Raw genomic sequence first — 16,761 nt, forward strand, 5'->3', positions numbered from 1 at the left:
GATTTAAATCCATATATTATTATCAGCAGTTAGTTTGGAATTAGTTTCACCAGTGTTGACTACACCTTTAGGCTCTACCAGCATTATATGGCATTCCTTTTCAGCATAGGTCTTATGCTCCACACCTTTTGGTATCACATACATTTCTCCTTTGGAAAGTTTAACCTGTCCATCGCGGAATACGATGTACATCTCGCCGTCTATCACGATGAATACCTCATCGGTGTCTTTATGATCATGCCATACAAAATCTCCTAGAATCTTAACTAACTTAAACTGATAGTCATTCATTTCACCAATTACTTTGGGCGACCAGTGTTCACTGAATTTGGACAGTTTCTCGCTTAGATTAATAGCATTATAATTGATATAAATCCCCCCAGAACTATTCTTACCCTTATTTTACAACTTTGATAGATTAATTACTATTTTGATTAAGATCTCAAAATTTTCTACTGATCTTCAACAAAATGGCCCGATTGTTTAATAATAAATTCCTTCTAAACTAGAACTTTTTATAAACCTCTGCATAAGCAACTTTCAATTACTCACGTAATTTTTTATTTTCTTCTTCTAACTTCTCATTCTTACGCTTAAGCGATTCAATAAGAGCTTCCTTTACAAACATCATAGTCTGTATTTCTGTTGCGAATATGACAGATACAATCCAAGGCTTTATATCGAAAAAAACGGGGAAATCGTTTGGTGCAAAATTAACATATGACTCTGCACAGAAGAGAATAACCTTTGTATATGAGAAGAAGAAATAATATTATAAAATCCTAAATTTCATATATAAAATTAATAAGAATTATGATATGATGAAAGTAACAAAATACTTCTAAATCTACCTGCAAAAGGACACACCTACGCATACATATGCCATAGGTGTGTCCTTTTTTCGTTGTCTATAAATTCCTAAAAAAAGAGAGGGGGAAGGTATATTGTGTACGAGTGAAATACCAACTAAAAATGTATCTTTTGAGAATGTGGAGAGTCAGAAGCGTAATAAGGAGAATGAAATATCAGTATGTCCCAAATGTAAAAAGCAATCATTCAGGGTTATGTTTAACGAACATCCAAAGTGGGTTCGTTTTTGCTTGTGTTGTGATTATAAAGAAGTTAATCCAGCATATAGTCCATTTGTATATTAAGTAGAGTGATACTAATAGGAAAGGATACTACGGTATGAAACCATGGATTAAGATTGCTTGTGTAACATCATTAGTCTTTCAAATTACAGCATGCAGCAGTTCGACACAAATGAACGATTCAAAACCTGCACAAACAGTACAAAAGGAAATACAACATCACCTAGAAGGGAAAGGTATTGTTGATATTCCAGAAGTTTATAAGGGGAAATTAAAAGACTTAGAGACCGTTAAAGGGAAGGTATTACATATAAGGGACGGAGATACGATAGACGTGAACGTAAAGGGGCAGAAACAGACGGTAAGGTTACTGTTATTAGATACCCCTGAGTTTGTATCTCAGAAAATCCCACCACAAAAGATGGGGAAAGAAGCTTCTTCCTTTTTAAAGAAACAGCTAGATGGGAAAAGTGTAACCTTGGTTTATGATCGGGGACAAAAAGAATACAAGTATGACAGAAAATTAGCGTATATATTTTGCGAGGGAATACATGTAAATGAATTAATGGTCAAATTAGGATACGGGATTGTAGCTTATATTACTAAACCGAACACTACGCTGCTTCCACAAATGTTAGATGCAGAAAAGAAAGCAAAATCAACTAAAAGTGGAGTGTGGAGTATCAAAGGTTTTGTGGATGAAAAGAAACATCATTATAACCGAAATGATGCCGCTTAACGCATATCACTCAAGCATAGTAAGAATACTAATGCTTTGAGATTAAAATAAGGAGGTTTTTAAGTGTGAAAGAGAATAAAAGAAACATGATCTTATCGTTTGTTATTTCGATTGTCTTTATATTTTCGAGCATGATGCCTTTCAGTAGTAACGAATACATCTATGTTATTTCAAAAATTGGAGCTGCAGCTGGTGTAATAAACATTGTGATGATGAGTGTTTTTTTATATTTTCAAAGCAAAAAAATGAGATATTCATTGAATTAAACTGTAAGAGAGAAAGTTTTCCTTACTCACACTAAAAAGAGAGTGGTAAGGAAAACCGCGAAGGAGATGGAAGAGATGAGTCAGGTAGCGGGATTCTTGAAATTCGTTTTAGCGAAAGAAAAACGATACGTATATTTGGCTGTATCAGAAAAGAGAAACAAACGTGTAAACACGCACATTTTTTATAAATTTGGTCAAATGGAAAAAGCATTGGAAAGTATGTACGAAATGCGGGATGATTTCGAGAATAAGTTCCCGATAGAACTAAAAGAAAAAGGATATGACTGGGAAGATATCAACGATTGGATACTTTCCATTGAGACAGGATTCTCAAAGCATGGAAATAAGCTAATCACATACGGACGCTAAGTAGAGCAGAACATTAAATGAGGTGAATGAAGTATGGCGTTAATTCGAAAGTATCACATTGCAATTGCTTGGACGATAGCTACTAGTGCAATGCTTATAAGCTTGGTTTTTAGTGAATGGATGAAACTTCCCCCATGTGATTTGTGCTGGTATCAAAGGATGGCCATGTATCCCTTAGTGTTGATATTAGGTGTTGGTATGTATAGAAAAGACCCATTGGTAAGTACATATGCATTCCCATTTGCACTTTGTGGTTTATTGCTAGCTGTTTATCAAATAACGATTCAAACCTTCCCTGCGAGTGAGATGAAAATATGTTCTGTAGGAGTTTCTTGTACGGAAGATCGCTTAAATTTATTTGGTTTCATCTCAATACCTATGCTATCTTTTGTTGGATTTTTAGCCATTATAATACTTCTATATATTAAACCTGACAGAGAGACAAAAGACCAAATAAAACACTGATTATTATCTAAATACACTTGTACAAATATAAAATGCTCATAAATTGATATTAAAAATAAAAAAGGAATTTAGAAAAGGAGAAATTAAAAATGACAACAATGCAAGTAAGTAATGAAATGTACAAAATCCCAGAGGCGGATGTAGAATTATTAAAGATTATGGCTCATCCAGTTAGATTACAAATTGTGAAGGAACTAGAACGTCACAAAATCTGTAATGTAACACAGTTAACAGAGTTATTAGATGTGCCTCAATCTACCGTATCTCAGCATTTATCTAAAATGCGAGGGAAGATTTTGCGTTCAGAAAGAAGGGGATTAGAGATGTACTATCATATTGTAAATTCCAAAGCATGCCAGATTGTTAGTGTACTAGGTTTATAGGGTGAGAGAATAAATAATAATAGTATATAAAAGATAAAACAATCTAAAAAAGGGAAGAAATTTTTCTTCCCTTTTTATAATGCATTAACCATTCTAAATTCATTAAATCTAAATTTTAACCACCATGATTTCCGTGTGCGTATTGAACAACATCAATAGCTTTTTGCGTTTCCATAGGGGATTGGGCACCAAACATTAAAGTTAAAGCAGTAATTACACCAACTAAACCAAAAAATGTTTTTTTCATTTTAATGCCTCCTTCTCAAAAGCTTTTTTTCCTGCCTGAGAACTTGAATAAAAATATTGACTTGCTTTAACATGATTATCTTCTTTATAGAGTGCAATAGCAAGATTTTCTTCATATTCTTTGATGTATTCAAAAAGTTCTTGCTCTTTAAAATATGATACGCCTTCTAGCACTGTTCTTTCAAGCGCTTCGGCAGGAAAATCTGCATTCATTGCGTCTAAGATTTTAAAATGGTGAAGATATTCTATATTATCAACCTCTTCACAAATAGAATATCCTTTTGCTATGAGATCTTTTGCAACGGAATGATCCCCATTCTTCATATGCTCTCTTGCCTCAATAAAAAGTGCCTTATAATTGTTAGGCATTTTTTGATTTACTTCTGAGAGATATCTAATAGCTAATGGTGAAAGGTTTTGAGTAGCATACATTAACCCTAAATTTTGACGCACCATTAAAATGAATTGCTCTTCATCTGTTTTTTGGAACATATCCATTGCTTTCGTGAAATATTCTTCGGCTAGTTCCCATTCTCTCAAATGAGTACAAGCTAAGCCTATAAGATTATCACAAAACGCTACATTAATCTCATACCCAGCATGTTGAGCAAAGATTTCTCGTGCCTCTGTTACCTTTTTGTAAGACAGGAGCCCTTGATATATATCATAATGAAAAGCTCCAACTTTATAATAAAATTCAGCTTTTTCTAATTCATCAGGAACGCAGTCTAAAAGTGTTTCCGCTTTTTCATAACTCTCTTTTGCGATTTGATATTCGCCAATAGTAGAGGCATGAATCCCTTTGAAAAAGTGATAATAATAGGCTAAGAAATTATCTGTAGGCATATCAAAAGCCTCAACTTTGTCAAAACTTCTTTTTGAAACGCTTAAATTATCAATGACAAATTGATATCTAAAATCTAGTAGTGAGTAGTAGAGCAATAAATTCTGATCTTCTTCGATGCTATGAATCTTAGAATCAATTAATTCTTTCAATCGATGAGCATTTCCTATACGTCTTGAGCGGATTTCAATATACCACTCATTTAAAAGTTTTGTAATTTCATTATTCCCCTTTGTAGAAACAATCATTATATATTCCCCCATCCTATAGAAGTATCTTAATACTATTTATTACCATCATAGCAAACTAGCAACATTATTTGAGTGATTTCAATTTATTTTTCAACAAAATTCAGAAAAAATAGTTATTTTATATTTTTTCTTATATTAATATTTTGACCTATACCAATTCACGTTTGCTTGAAAAGAGAGTGTTTAAAAAATTATTAGAGATTTCAAAACAAAGTCCTAAAATATGAACTCCCCCTAATTGTTAGACACAATCTGATAATTAGGGGGAGTTTTGTATGACTAGAATAAAATAAAGACAGTTATACGAACATCTTTAGCTCTAAAGTTATTATTTAACTATCTAACAAGCAACATTGAAGATAATAATGGAAAGTGTTACTTTTATAGAAATGTTAAGGCCAAAATGGAAATTCATAAAGAAAAAATTGACGCTGCAGCGAGAGCAAAAGAAATTTCATAAGTTATTTTCCGCAATATTGGTGACATTAAATTTATGCGCTTTTTTTCTAATTAATATGAGCAAATGCTGCAAGAAAACGCTTCTGGTAAGTTAAGAATCTTCAAACGCGATAGAGAACTTGGCGGTACCTTAATTATTGTTAGAATTATAAAAATAACTATTTATATATAAATGGTTTAAAATATACAAGTCTTATATACGGGATATAAAAAGTAAAGGTTGAATTTATTAGGTGTTATTAAGATCTTGTGCTCGTAATAGTATTAGTAGTAGCAGTAGAAAATATTTCTCAATAGTAAAATGAAGAGAAATATATGAAGGAATAGAATAGATTGGTTTATAATAGATATTGATTAACATAATTAATTATTAATTTAACTATATTAAATGAAAGAGAGAGAGTGTAATGGCGAATGTACTCGTAATAAATTTTCCCGGAGAAGGTCATATTAATCCGACATTAGCAATTGTTAGTGAGTTAATTCAGCGTGGAGAAACAGTTGTTGCATATTGTATTGAGGATTATAGAAAGAAGATTGAAGCAACAGGTGCGGAATTTCGAGCATTTGAGAATTTTCTTTCACAAATCAATATTATGGAACGAGTGAATGAAGGCGGTAGTCCTTTAACGATGCTATCTCATATGATAGAAGCATCAGAACGTATTGTTACTCAAATTGTAGATGAAACAGAAGGAGAAAAGTACAATTATTTGATATATGATAATCATTTTCCAGTAGGACGTATTATAGCGAATATCTTACAATTACCAAGCGTTTCTTCCTGTACGACTTTTGCTTTTAATCAATACATTACATTTAATGATGAACAAGAATCGAGACAAATAGATGAAAATGATCCACTATACCAATCGTGTTTAGCTGGAATGGAACAATGGAAAGAGCGATATGGAATGGACTGTAATAGTCTATATGATATTATGAATCATCCTGGAGATATTACAATTGTATATACTTCTAAAGAGTATCAGCCGTATTCGGATGTATTTGATGAATCGTATAAATTTATCGGTCCATCAATTGCCACTCGTAAAGAGATAGGAAGTTTTCCTATTGAAGATTTAAAGAACAAAAAAGTTGTTTTCATTTCTATGGGAACAGTTTTTAATGAGCAGCCAGAGTTTTATGAGAAATGTTTTGAAGCTTTTAAAGGTATCGATGCGACTGTTATATTAGTTGTTGGGAAAAAAATAAATATAAACCAATTTAAGGATATTCCCTATAACTTTAAAGTGTATAATTATGTCCCGCAATTAGAAGTATTGAAACATACTGATGTATTTGTTACACATGGCGGTATGAATAGCTCAAGTGAAGCATTATATTATGGTGTTCCGTTAGTTGTAGTTCCAGTGACAGGAGATCAACCATTAGTTGCACAACGAGTAGCCGAGGTAGGGGCTGGAATAAGACTGGATCGTAAAGAATTAACGCCGGAGTTGTTACGTGAAGCTGTAAAGAAAGTAATGGATGATGCAACATTTAAGGAGAAGAGTCGTAAAGTCGGAGAGACGCTTCGAGATGCTGGAGGATACAAAAAAGCTATTGAAGAAATTGAGAAATTTGTTTCTAATTACCAAATTTCGAAATAATATAAATTTCAATCTAAGATGACAACTAGAAATCTACTCTAACTAAAATATATAGAAATGGAGAGATTTTTTATGTCAAAAGCGATAGTTATAAATTTTCCAGCTGAAGGAACTAAGTATGTGTACTTCTTTATAGCAGTTATTTCGCTCATTGGACTTGTGTTGTCATTATTTGTAAAACGCGTGCGTATAGAAAAAATTGATTAGTAAAAGGGAATAAATAAGAATTTTAAACTGCTAATTAACTAACGCACCCTTTAGTTTAGTAAGAGACAGCGATTGCTGTCTCTTTTTTATGTTCTATGTATCAAAGTTTACTTCCATAACTTTATTATAAAATTTTCATATAATTTACTAGTTCTGTACTTACTGTTTTGCGTAATTTTTTGTTTTCATCTTCCAACTCTTCAATTCTTTCTTTAAATTTCTTAATTTTCCGTCTAAAAGAAGCGATCATAGCGTTTTGGTGAACAATTAATTACTTAAGTTGATGGCGATGGGGTATCGCCACATCGCTATCAAGCTAACAAAACAAGAGTCACTTTTGTTATAAGATATTTTTGACTTATGTTTCATTTATTATATCTTTAAAATATAGTTTCATATCCTTAGCTTCGAATTCATTTATTTCAAGGGGGGAGCGCAATCATCACATTTAGTATTTATACTTTGCATTGAATGCTTTTATTTTGCATCAACAACATCCATAAATTTAAGAGTAATCCTGTTATAAAAAGCATCTGTACATAGTATAGAACAATTCAATGGATCAATATCAGTCACGGTCATGTAGTTAGTAAGCAGATAGCCATCTTCGTAATATGTAATCAACACCTCTTCTTCAGATAGTAATGAGCATAATAACATGTTCTCGATAAGTTCTATTTCTTCAGAAGTTAAGATTGGACGTGCTACTTTATTCTTTTCCTTAATAATCTCACGTATACCGTCAAATTGTTCTGTCATTGCAGTAAAGGGCGTCCATTTCACCATTCCTCGTCCCTTTGGCATATTAGTGTTGTTCATGATTTGTGTCCTCCTAACAATGTGTTTCTGTATCTTGCTGTAGCACTATTTGTATAAGAAATTCCTCTTAATATGCTGTTCTTACCAAACTTAGTGCGTATTTCATCCATTACCTTCGTTAATTTCATTTCTTTTTCTCGTTGTATTACATTGTCAAAAAGAGATATTTGTTCTTCACCTTCATTGATTAAATTGGTTAAAGAAACATTGATAGATCTAATTGGTTCCCCGGTATAAAACTTATGTAAAAAATATGTACAAATATGATAGATATCCATTGTTAAATTAGTTGGTCGGTTCATAGTGTGAGTTTTTCTGAAACCACCAGCGTAATTTTTACTGTAACCAATGGAAAAATGGATTGTTTGAGCTAGTTTGTTTTGTCTTCTCATCCGATAACAAATTTCTTCGATATGTTCCAGAAGGATAATTGGAAATTCTTCTATTGTGTAATCACGCATGAGTATTTGGCTCTTACCCATTGAAGTTGTTGTTGGTATGTATTTTTCTGCAATACGGCTAAAATCAATGCCGTTGCTATGTAAGTGTAATTCTTCGCCAATAACCCCAAAGCTTTGTTTTAAGTATTTGAGCGGGTATTGCGCTAAGTCTCCAATTGAATGTATTCCTTTTCGATTTAACTTTACTTCTGTTTTACTCGAAATCCCCCAAAACTTACTAAGTGGTCGTATCGGCCATAATTTTATGGGTACATCTTCGTACTTCCAATATGCGATGCAGTCTTTTGTCTTCTTCGCTTCCACATCTAAAGCAATCTTACTCATTAAAGGATTAGGCCCAATCCCAATTGTGCATTCAATTCTTGTTTTCTCATATATTTCACGTTTGAATTTCAACGCAAATTCATATGGCTCATTCGCAAACAGATGGATACTATTTGTAATATCCATAAAGAATTCATCGATGCTGTATTGGTGGGAATCCTCAATCGGAACGTATTGTAAAGCTAATTTTGTTATGTAATTTGAGCATTTTATATAAGTTCCCATGATTGGGTTTACTACAAGAATGTCTTTACGCCGTGGTATTTCGTACAACCTTGCCATTTTCTTAACACCTAATGCCTTTAATGGTGGTGTTGCAGCCAAAACAATGGAGCCACTCCTGTTCACATCTCCTACTACAGCTAATTTAGTATGCAGTGGATCTAAGCCCATCTTGATACAGGACACGCTTGCATAAAAGCTGCGAAGATCTACACATAAAACAATTCGATTTGGCAAAATTGAGTAGTCATACACCGTTATGCCTCCTTAAATAAGAACGTCTGTTCTTATTATATACGAATATGCGTTCTGTTATAAAGGTTTTTTTAAAAAAAATAAAACTGACTCTAGTTAGCCAGTTTTTACATATCCCAAAAATCGGTGGATTTAACGTTGGGCTTTATTTGCCTAATAACTTTTAAAATTTTTTTCATTACAGTTGGACTAGGTATGTATTCTTTATCATTGCACGCCTTTGAAACTGTAGGGCGACTTAATTTCGCGTTCTTTTCTAAATCATTTTGGGTGAAGCCATTCCGATCTAAAAAATTACCTAATTTCGTTCGGTTTTTACCTCCGAATTTCCAAAACACTTAAATCCCTCCTGAACCCATTTTCAACATTGTGGACATAAATGTAAAAAACTATTCGCATAGACGGAAAAAGTTTTTTACATAATGTACAAGCTGTCCACAATATGATGTATCAAAGCAGCTACCACGGTATTTATTAAGGTAGAAGAATAAGAGGTTACCAAAGTAAGTTGCGAATGATTACCACATTATTTATCAAGATTTCTACCAAGGTAAAACTACCACGGTATTAAGTAGATGAAGCTATGTAATATCTATATTCTAAATTCTGTTTATAAAGGGGGCATTTAAATGCGTGCTAGGAAAGAAACAATTCCTTTTCGCGAGTTTATGGATCGGTCATACAAAGATAAAGAAAAGAAAATACGTAAATACAATTCATTAAGTCCTTTCGCATTCCTTCATATGTCGGATCGGGTATTACATACTTACATTGCATTAGGAGTTATGGGAACGATTTTAATCGGAGCAGTCATGTTAGAAAAATACTTGGTGCGACATGACTATATATCGGCAGCTAAATTTGTAAGTGAAGGTATTTATCACGGAACGCGAATTGGTGGAGTTTGCTTGATTGGATATGTATTTGTTCGTATCGTAATCATGTTTTAAGGAGGGAAGGGAGTAATGGGGATTATAAAGGAGTGGCTTCGTACGCAAAGGTTAAGGAATCAGCTTATGGAGGTGTTCGGAAAAGCAGGTTTATATACGGAACATCAAACACGCGGGGGAAAAGTGTCTATTTATCCAAAGGTACATAATGTTTCTTCTTCAGCAGAAAGCGTGAGGTATGTTTTTACCATACCAAGCGGATTAGATCCACAGAAGATTGAAAAGAAGTGGTTTTGTTTTCAGCAAATATTAGGACGGAATATTACGATTGAAGGTGATGTGAAAAGATTTGTCCTACATGTATTCCGTTCAAATGCTGGGCTAAAATCGTACAATTATTGTTATAAAGAGTGGCAGCCACTATTAAAAGGTTACCGTTTACCTGTTGTGGTTGGCAGGGACCAATTCGGAAAAATGATTGCGTACGATATGATTGACTCCAATTCACCGCACTTATTAATTGCAGGGGAAACGGGAAGCGGGAAAAGTAGTATGGTACGTGTTGTACTATCCACACTCATTCAATATATGTCTCCTGATACGTTGCATTTGTATCTTGGAGATTTAAAAAACTCTGAATTTCATTTCTTGCGAAGAGTGAAGCATGTAAAAGAAGTTTGTATGGAAGAAATTGAAATGAAAATAATGCTTCAAAAGGTGTGGAAGGAAATTAGAGAACGAAGAAAACTTATGGAAGAATATGAGGTTGATCATATTGATGCCTACAACAAATTAAATCCAGATCATCAAAAACCATATATTCTACTTGCTATCGATGAAGTGGCTATGCTTAAAGATGAAAAAGAGTGTATGACTACAATTGAAAAGATTTCAGCAGTCGGTCGATCACTTGGAGTTTTTCTTATGCTTAGTATGCAGCGGCCAGATGCGAAAGTGTTAGATGGTAAGTTAAAACTAAATATGACCGTTAGAATCGGCTTTAAATGTGATAGTGCAATTAATAGTAATATCATGGGTACTCCTGGTTCAGAGCACTTAGAGCAATCTGGCCAAATGATTTTAAAACGCAATGGATTAAAGAAAGTGCAAGCTCCTTATTTGGAATTAAGTAAGGCGAAACAAATTGTTAAACCATATTGCACGTCTAAAGAGGAGAAAATACTTCAGAATTCATCGCAAGAAGAAATTCCGTTATTTGGGGTGTTAGATGATGAAGAGTAGAGATAAAGGGATTTTGAATGATTTGAAGCGATTTAGATGCATGTCCCGTGATGATATTATTGACTTGCATTTTCAAGGCTTAAAGAATGCGGTAACTTGCTGTAATACGGTTATGAAACGATTAAGAAGAGATGGCTATGTTGATGCGAATGTTTGGCAGCACCCATACATTTATTTTCCGCAACCGAGTTCTATCAGAAAGACAAGTCAAAAAACCCCTCATTTCCTTGGTATTGTGGACGTATACAAACAACTCGTTCATTATGAAAATCCTAAACTATTCAAAGTTGAACCAAAGTATGGGAAAGAATATATGGAGCCGGATGCTTTTACTATATGGCGTAGATCACCATTCTTTATTGAAGTTCAAAAATCAGTGTACAGTAAAAAAATAATGCAAGATAAGATAAACAGATACGAGTTATACTTCCATAGCCAAGAATGGCACAATGAATCTTGGCAACCGAAAACTTCTAAATTCTTTCCTTCAATCCTTATCATTACTGACAAGCATTACGACGTTCAATCTTCTTATTTCCGTGTATTCCAGGCGAATTCTATAGAGAGTTTTATAAAAAATTTAGCGGTAAAATCATAAAGAAAGCCTGCATAGTGTAGAACTGTTTCTTTTCAATAATGTATTAAGTCATGTGTGATGATGATTGTTAGACGGCAATAAATGCGATGAGTAAATTTGAAGCAAGTTATGAAATAGTAAAAAAATGAAGAAAGTAATCCTTTAAATAATTTTTAATGGTTAAACGAATATCTCATTGTATAGCGCTAAGGGTGATAATATCTCAAGTATGAAATAATTAGTTATTTGTGATGGCTGATTCTCTTACGTGGAGGGTTAGCCGTTTTTTATTATATTTTATCTCTTAATTTTCTATATAAAGTATATTAAAAAGACAGGGTAAATCTTCTTCTAAAATGATATCTCCAAAACTAATAACTTGTACGATAACCTCTCGCTTATCACTATATCCATTCATATCAACAAGTTGTCCCACATATTTGTTTGTACCAATACCTTTTTAAAGTACGCTAAAAAATGCCCTTTATCTTAACTTTATCTTATCTTCACCTTATCTTTAAATTTTTATATTAAACTTTAAACCTTAAAGAATTGATGTTTCAGTCTAAAAAGGAGCGGGGGATAGATGGTCACTACATATTTTATAAATAACCAATTGCCATTGAAAAATAGAATTTCTTATACGAGGAGGAATATATGAAGAATACGAGTAAAATACGAATTATTATATTATTATTTATTAGTATTTTAGGTTTAGGAACAATGCTTGGAATACTATATTTTAATCATAAAACCAATATTCATAAAAATAAAGTGCTTGCTACCGAAAAACGTTTATTGCAATATGAGCCTACCTTGAAAAAAGAATTAGAAAAATATGATTTAGGAGGGAAAACTGCAGTTTTGTTAGGAATTATGTACCAAGAGAGTAGAGGTGAGGGCAACGACCCTATGCAGTCTTCTGAGTCACTTGGATTAAGGCCAAATGAACTTCAAGAGATAAGCCTGAGTATTAAACAAGGGGTAAAACACTTTGCTCAAATGTACAAATATGGAACGGAAAAAGATGTTAGCATGGATACAATTATTCAAAGCTATAATATGGGACCAGGGTATATTGATTTTATTGCCAGCCAAGAAGATAAACAACACTCGGAAGATTCGGCTAAAAAGTTTTCTAAGATGAAAGTTGATCAAAATCCAGAGATGTACACTTGTGGTGGAAATCAAAATAATTTTAGGTATCCATATTGTTATGGTGATTTCACATATGCATCAAAGGTGAATGAAAAAACAAAACTTATTCAAGAACGTCTTCGAAATGTACATGACTCTTCTAAATAAGCTGTAGAATTAAATATTATGATACCGTCAGTTATCAACATTGAACTACCCCCATTTTTACTTCGTTTAGAAGAGGGGGATTCCTAAGTAAAGAGTTCTATCGAACTCTAATTTATTAGGCTAGCTCCACAGTCCTTGCGGTTAGAAGCCTTATCGCTTCATTCTTTAGATTGATACTTGCGTTAATATCCCTATCATGATGTGTATGACAAGAAGGGCAACCCCATTTGCGTAGGTTTAGATTTTTAACGTCTTTGTTTTGATATCCACAACAAGAACATAATTGGCTTGAAGCAAATGTTTTCGATACGACAATGATTTGTTTGCCGTACCATTTCGCTTTATATTCCAACATGGTTCGAAACTGTGACCATGATACCTCACTAATCGCTTTTGCTAACTTATGATTCTTTAACATATTCGATACTTGCAAATCTTCTATACCGATAACATCGTGGTTTTTGATGATTTCAGTTGAGATTTTGTCCAAGTAATCTTTTCTGGCATTTGCCATGTATTCATGAATTCTAGCTACCTTTACTCGTTGTTTATTCCAGCGAGAAGATCCATTCATTCTTCTAGAAAGAACACGCTGTGCTTTTACCAACTTCTCTTCTAACGATCGAAAAAACTTTGGATTTTTATAGATTGTTCCATCTGACAAAATGGCGAAATCTTTTAGTCCCACATCCATTCCAATGTAAGAATTTGTTTTCGGAAGTTCTTGCACTTCTGTTTCAACTAACAATGACACAAAGTATTTGCCAGAAGGGTTTCGTCTAACTGTAGCATTTAAAATACGTCCCTTTACTTCACGACTTTTGGCAAATCGAACAAGACCGAGTTTTGGCAATTTCATTTTGTTTCCTACAACGGCAATGTTTTCATTTGTTTGTTTTGTGGTGTAAGATTGTACGTTGTTTTTCTTAGATTTGAAATGCGGGGCACTGTTTTGTTTTTTGAAAAAGCGTGTATAAGCATCCGCAAGGTTGCGAACAGACGACTGAATCGCAATACTATCCACTTCTTTTAGCCAAACAAACTCTTTCTTCATGGCAGGAAGTTACCATATGTCAAACCTTTTCCTGTTTCTTTGTATGCATTATCCCATAGAGATAGGAAATGATTGAATACAAAACGAGAACAGCCAATTGTTTTATTGATTAGGTTCGCTTGTGCTTTATTTGGATAGATACGAAATTTATATGCTTTATTGATTATCATTCGTTTCACCCCCCATTTCGATATGTGTCTATTATACAACAAACGTATATTCGATAGGTAGTGAAGTAACAGTTTATGTATGTCGAACAATTAAGATGGCTTCCTGCCATCCCTTGTCCGAAGCAAATTCATCTCCCACCTACTCACTTCGCATTCCTGGAGGAAGGAGTCTTCTTGGCTAAAATGATAAATACACATAAACTCCTTATATCTCCAGATAAACTATGGAATAGCTCCATACAAACTCCAGATAGCGTATATACAATAACAACTATCAAGGAGGTTAGGAAAAATGAATTTTATAAAACGCGCAATTCTCAGTATGAAAAAAAGAATAGGAACATCATTAATTTTGATGGCGGTCTTTCTGATTGTTACAAACTTAGTGCTGGCAGGATTCACAATCCAAAATGCATCAAAAAAAGCTGCTGATTCAGCAAGAAAAAAACTGGGTGCTGATGTTACTTTAGGTCTTGATTTTGATAAATTAGGAAAACAAGCAAGGGAAACTGGAGAAGCGCCTAATCCGCCGCAGCTCAATACAAAAGAAACAGATCAATTAGCGAAGTCCAAGCATGTAAAAGACTATAATTATATAACCCATAATTTCGGAATTGCAGATGGATTTAAATTAGTAGGAGTTTCAGAAGGCGAAGGAGAAGGAAAAGGAAATGCTAGAGTGGCAACGGCGGGAGGATCAGGTTCAGGTACAGAAATAGATATGAATTCTTCTCTTATGATAGAAGGAGTTCGCAAGACTTTATTACAAGAAAGCTTTGAAAATGGAAAAAATAAAATCGTTGATGGAAAACCAATTACAGAACAGATGCAAGATCAGAATGTAGCTTTAATGGAAAAACGATTAGCGGAACAAAACAATTTGAAAGTAGGAGATAAAGTTAAAGTTCAATCAGGGGATAAAAAGGAAACTCTTGAAATTGAAATTATCGGTATTTACGAAACGAATGAGCAACCAATGGGTCAAAATCCCCCTCCTATGATGAATCCAGCTAATAAACTATATATGCCTTACTCTACTTTAAAAAAATTAGAAGTAGATGAAGGTATGAGTAGTATTCAAGTTGTGTACTTATTGAACGACCCACAATACATTGATGCATTTAAAAAAGAAGCAAAAAAATCTGATATTGATTTTAATTATTTTAAGTTAGATGCACATGATTCATTGTACAAACAAATGATTGGTCCTATCGAAAATATCGCTTCTACTTCTCAAATGATTATCTATATGGTATCTATTGCAGGTGCGATTATCTTAGGATTAATCATTATGTTATCGATTAAAGCACGTCGTAAGGAAATGGGGATTTTATTGTCCATTGGAGAGAAAAAATGGAAACTGATGGCGCAGTTCGTAGTAGAAGTAGTATGTATTGCTATTTTAGCATTTGGATTATCCATAACAACAGGAGCTAAAGTTTCTCAATTCGTAGGGAATAACTTACTTTCGAGTGAAATTGCTACAGCAAGCGAAGAAACAGACACCCCACAAAATGGTACTGTAATGATGTCTGGACCTGGTGGTACGCTACAAGACCAAAAAGAAGATCCAATTGATAAAATTGATGTAAGTGTAACAGGAGAAGATGTAGGGAAAATGGGGGGAATTGGACTAGCTATTGCTATATTAGCAACGCTTCTTCCAGCATTATCTATTCTACGCTTAAATCCAAAACAAATCCTTTTAAAAGATGAATAAGGAGGCTCGACATGGAGACGATTTTACAATTTAAAAACTTAGATTATTACTATGAAAGTAACGGAAAAAAAGTAACGATACTAGATAATGTTAATTTTTCTTTTCAAAAAGGGCATTTCTACACGATTTTAGGGCCATCTGGATCTGGTAAAACCACAACTCTTAGCTTAGGTTGTGGTCTAGATATACCTAAAAATGGTTATGTACTGTTTAATGGCAAGGATATTCGAAAAATTGGCTTGGATCGATACCGTAATCAAAATGTATCCGTAATTTTCCAATCCTATAATTTGATTACCTATATGACTGCTCTTCAAAATGTACTAACGGCAATGGAAATTACAGGTGTGAAGGTACAGAATAAAAAAGCAAGAGCATTAGAATTATTAGAGAAGGTAGGACTCACAGAAGTAGAAGCGAAACGAAACGTCTTGCAACTAAGTGGCGGGCAACAACAGCGTGTAGCAATTGCTAGGGCACTATCTTGCAATGTTGATTTACTTATTGCGGATGAACCAACAGGAAACCTTGATGGAGAAACAGCAAAAGAGATTATTGAGTTGTTTCAAGAGCTTGCTCATCAAGAGAATAAATGTGTAATTGTTGTTACGCATTCACAAGAAGTTGCAAAAAAATCGGATCGAGCAGTGTATTTAAGTAAAAAGAAGTTAGTAGTAAACGAAATTAATAATAGCTAAGAAAAAAGCTACTTTCGTTCTTAATTCACATAATTTTCAAAATTAAAATCTATGGATGTTAATATTTGTTATATAATATATTTGTCAAAGC

Annotated in this window: 19 protein-coding genes and 2 pseudogenes; 14 read left to right on the forward strand and 7 right to left on the reverse strand. The window is 33.5% G+C overall.

The genetic code is table 11. The annotated features are described in order from the left end of the window. Positions 1–3: 3 nt before the first annotated feature. Entirely contained in the window at positions 4–369 is a 366-nt protein-coding gene (locus ABH959_RS23880) for a cupin domain-containing protein (RefSeq protein ID WP_404493294.1), read from the reverse strand. 819 nt (positions 370–1,188) lie between these two features. Between ABH959_RS23880 and ABH959_RS23885 the strand changes: the two genes are divergently transcribed. The 5 genes from ABH959_RS23885 (at position 1,189) to ABH959_RS23905 (ending at position 3,313) form a co-directional block, all read left to right on the forward strand. Next, positions 1,189–1,830: a thermonuclease family protein gene (locus tag ABH959_RS23885; protein WP_404493267.1), complete on the forward strand. Its 642-nt coding sequence runs from the start codon at positions 1,189–1,191 to the stop codon at positions 1,828–1,830. Between the two features lie 65 nt (positions 1,831–1,895). Next, entirely contained in the window at positions 1,896–2,096 is a 201-nt protein-coding gene (locus ABH959_RS23890) for a hypothetical protein (protein ID WP_201053760.1), read from the forward strand. Positions 2,097–2,171: 75 nt separating this feature from the next. Continuing rightward, a complete protein-coding gene (locus ABH959_RS23895) occupies positions 2,172–2,465 on the forward strand; it encodes a hypothetical protein (RefSeq protein ID WP_002139809.1) in 294 nt (97 codons plus the stop codon). 33 nt (positions 2,466–2,498) lie between these two features. Then, complete coding sequence (locus tag ABH959_RS23900) at positions 2,499–2,930, forward strand: disulfide bond formation protein B (RefSeq protein WP_201053761.1); 432 nt, start codon at positions 2,499–2,501, stop codon at positions 2,928–2,930. Positions 2,931–3,019: 89 nt separating this feature from the next. Further along, positions 3,020–3,313 carry an ArsR/SmtB family transcription factor gene (locus tag ABH959_RS23905; protein ID WP_113937286.1) on the forward strand — a complete coding sequence of 98 codons (294 nt, stop codon included), beginning with the start codon at positions 3,020–3,022 and terminating at the stop codon, positions 3,311–3,313. Between the two features lie 115 nt (positions 3,314–3,428). Here the strand turns inward: ABH959_RS23905 and ABH959_RS23910 are convergent, their stop codons facing one another. Continuing rightward, positions 3,429–3,560, reverse strand: coding sequence for a Phr family secreted Rap phosphatase inhibitor (locus ABH959_RS23910; RefSeq protein ID WP_113937285.1), 132 nt, complete (start codon positions 3,558–3,560; stop codon positions 3,429–3,431). Continuing rightward, the gene (locus tag ABH959_RS23915) at positions 3,557–4,651 is read right to left on the reverse strand and encodes a Rap family tetratricopeptide repeat protein (protein WP_181777928.1); all 1,095 of its coding nucleotides are present in this window, start codon (positions 4,649–4,651) and stop codon (positions 3,557–3,559) included. The genes ABH959_RS23910 and ABH959_RS23915 overlap by 4 nt, the downstream gene beginning before the upstream one ends. A gap of 286 nt (positions 4,652–4,937) precedes the next feature. Here ABH959_RS23915 and ABH959_RS23920 point away from each other — a divergent pair. The 3 genes and pseudogenes from ABH959_RS23920 to ABH959_RS23930 form a co-directional block, all read left to right on the forward strand. Continuing rightward, positions 4,938–5,231: pseudogene (locus ABH959_RS23920) on the forward strand (tyrosine recombinase XerS); the annotation flags it as partial. 289 nt (positions 5,232–5,520) lie between these two features. After that, entirely contained in the window at positions 5,521–6,726 is a 1,206-nt protein-coding gene (locus ABH959_RS23925; RefSeq protein WP_404493268.1) for a macrolide family glycosyltransferase, read from the forward strand. Positions 6,727–6,798: 72 nt separating this feature from the next. After that, positions 6,799–6,933, forward strand: coding sequence for a cytochrome c biogenesis protein ResB (locus ABH959_RS23930; RefSeq protein ID WP_215586163.1), 135 nt, complete (start codon positions 6,799–6,801; stop codon positions 6,931–6,933). Positions 6,934–7,410: 477 nt separating this feature from the next. Here ABH959_RS23930 and ABH959_RS23935 read toward each other — a convergent pair whose 3' ends face one another. The 3 genes from ABH959_RS23935 to ABH959_RS23945 form a co-directional block, all read right to left on the reverse strand. Then, positions 7,411–7,752, reverse strand: coding sequence for a YolD-like family protein (locus ABH959_RS23935; RefSeq protein WP_404493269.1), 342 nt, complete (start codon positions 7,750–7,752; stop codon positions 7,411–7,413). After that, complete coding sequence (locus ABH959_RS23940; RefSeq protein ID WP_404493270.1) at positions 7,749–9,014, reverse strand: Y-family DNA polymerase; 1,266 nt, start codon at positions 9,012–9,014, stop codon at positions 7,749–7,751. Before ABH959_RS23940 ends, ABH959_RS23935 begins: the two co-directional genes overlap by 4 nt. Before the next feature lie 107 nt (positions 9,015–9,121). Further along, on the reverse strand, positions 9,122–9,352 hold the full coding sequence (locus ABH959_RS23945; protein ID WP_002090389.1) for a helix-turn-helix domain-containing protein: 231 nt from the start codon (positions 9,350–9,352) through the stop codon (positions 9,122–9,124). Between the two features lie 291 nt (positions 9,353–9,643). Between ABH959_RS23945 and ABH959_RS23950 the strand changes: the two genes are divergently transcribed. The 4 genes from ABH959_RS23950 (at position 9,644) to ABH959_RS23965 (ending at position 13,028) form a co-directional block, all read left to right on the forward strand. Continuing rightward, entirely contained in the window at positions 9,644–9,964 is a 321-nt protein-coding gene (locus ABH959_RS23950) for a hypothetical protein (RefSeq protein WP_404493271.1), read from the forward strand. Between the two features lie 15 nt (positions 9,965–9,979). After that, positions 9,980–11,146: an FtsK/SpoIIIE domain-containing protein gene (locus ABH959_RS23955; RefSeq protein WP_404493272.1), complete on the forward strand. Its 1,167-nt coding sequence runs from the start codon at positions 9,980–9,982 to the stop codon at positions 11,144–11,146. A gap of 22 nt (positions 11,147–11,168) precedes the next feature. Further along, positions 11,169–11,744 (forward strand): replication-relaxation family protein, encoded by a 576-nt coding sequence (locus ABH959_RS23960; RefSeq protein WP_404493295.1) that lies wholly within the window; start codon positions 11,169–11,171, stop codon positions 11,742–11,744. Positions 11,745–12,380: 636 nt separating this feature from the next. Next, positions 12,381–13,028, forward strand: coding sequence for a lysozyme family protein (locus ABH959_RS23965; protein WP_404493274.1), 648 nt, complete (start codon positions 12,381–12,383; stop codon positions 13,026–13,028). Positions 13,029–13,143: 115 nt separating this feature from the next. On the opposite strand, the pseudogene tnpB reads toward ABH959_RS23965, so the two are convergent. After that, positions 13,144–14,252: pseudogene (tnpB, locus tag ABH959_RS23970) on the reverse strand (IS200/IS605 family element RNA-guided endonuclease TnpB). A gap of 292 nt (positions 14,253–14,544) precedes the next feature. Between tnpB and ABH959_RS23975 the strand changes: the two are divergent. Both ABH959_RS23975 and ABH959_RS23980 read left to right on the forward strand, forming a co-directional pair. Then, complete coding sequence (locus ABH959_RS23975; protein ID WP_002090396.1) at positions 14,545–15,972, forward strand: ABC transporter permease; 1,428 nt, start codon at positions 14,545–14,547, stop codon at positions 15,970–15,972. Between the two features lie 11 nt (positions 15,973–15,983). Continuing rightward, complete coding sequence (locus tag ABH959_RS23980) at positions 15,984–16,670, forward strand: ABC transporter ATP-binding protein (protein WP_002090397.1); 687 nt, start codon at positions 15,984–15,986, stop codon at positions 16,668–16,670. Positions 16,671–16,761 lie beyond the last annotated feature (91 nt).

Origin of the sequence: Bacillus sp. RC51 (assembly GCF_044908115.1) — a bacterium.
Lineage (GTDB): Bacteria > Bacillota > Bacilli > Bacillales > Bacillaceae_G > Bacillus_A > Bacillus_A mycoides.

Bases quoted from the DNA above. Each gene is read 5' to 3' on its own strand.
- ABH959_RS23915 (WP_181777928.1), bottom strand. From the start codon at position 4,651: ATGATTGTTTCTACAAAGGGGAATAATGAAATTACAAAACTTTTAAAT.
- ABH959_RS23930 (WP_215586163.1), top strand. From the start codon at position 6,799: ATGTCAAAAGCGATAGTTATAAATTTTCCAGCTGAAGGAACTAAGTAT.
- ABH959_RS23980 (WP_002090397.1), top strand. From the start codon at position 15,984: ATGGAGACGATTTTACAATTTAAAAACTTAGATTATTACTATGAAAGT.
- ABH959_RS23900 (WP_201053761.1), top strand. From the start codon at position 2,499: ATGGCGTTAATTCGAAAGTATCACATTGCAATTGCTTGGACGATAGCT.
- ABH959_RS23975 (WP_002090396.1), top strand. From the start codon at position 14,545: ATGAATTTTATAAAACGCGCAATTCTCAGTATGAAAAAAAGAATAGGA.
- ABH959_RS23895 (WP_002139809.1), top strand. From the start codon at position 2,172: ATGAGTCAGGTAGCGGGATTCTTGAAATTCGTTTTAGCGAAAGAAAAA.
- ABH959_RS23885 (WP_404493267.1), top strand. From the start codon at position 1,189: ATGAAACCATGGATTAAGATTGCTTGTGTAACATCATTAGTCTTTCAA.
- ABH959_RS23955 (WP_404493272.1), top strand. From the start codon at position 9,980: ATGGGGATTATAAAGGAGTGGCTTCGTACGCAAAGGTTAAGGAATCAG.
- ABH959_RS23935 (WP_404493269.1), bottom strand. From the start codon at position 7,752: ATGAACAACACTAATATGCCAAAGGGACGAGGAATGGTGAAATGGACG.
- ABH959_RS23910 (WP_113937285.1), bottom strand. From the start codon at position 3,560: ATGAAAAAAACATTTTTTGGTTTAGTTGGTGTAATTACTGCTTTAACT.
- ABH959_RS23965 (WP_404493274.1), top strand. From the start codon at position 12,381: ATGAAGAATACGAGTAAAATACGAATTATTATATTATTATTTATTAGT.
- ABH959_RS23925 (WP_404493268.1), top strand. From the start codon at position 5,521: ATGGCGAATGTACTCGTAATAAATTTTCCCGGAGAAGGTCATATTAAT.
- ABH959_RS23905 (WP_113937286.1), top strand. From the start codon at position 3,020: ATGACAACAATGCAAGTAAGTAATGAAATGTACAAAATCCCAGAGGCG.
- ABH959_RS23950 (WP_404493271.1), top strand. From the start codon at position 9,644: ATGCGTGCTAGGAAAGAAACAATTCCTTTTCGCGAGTTTATGGATCGG.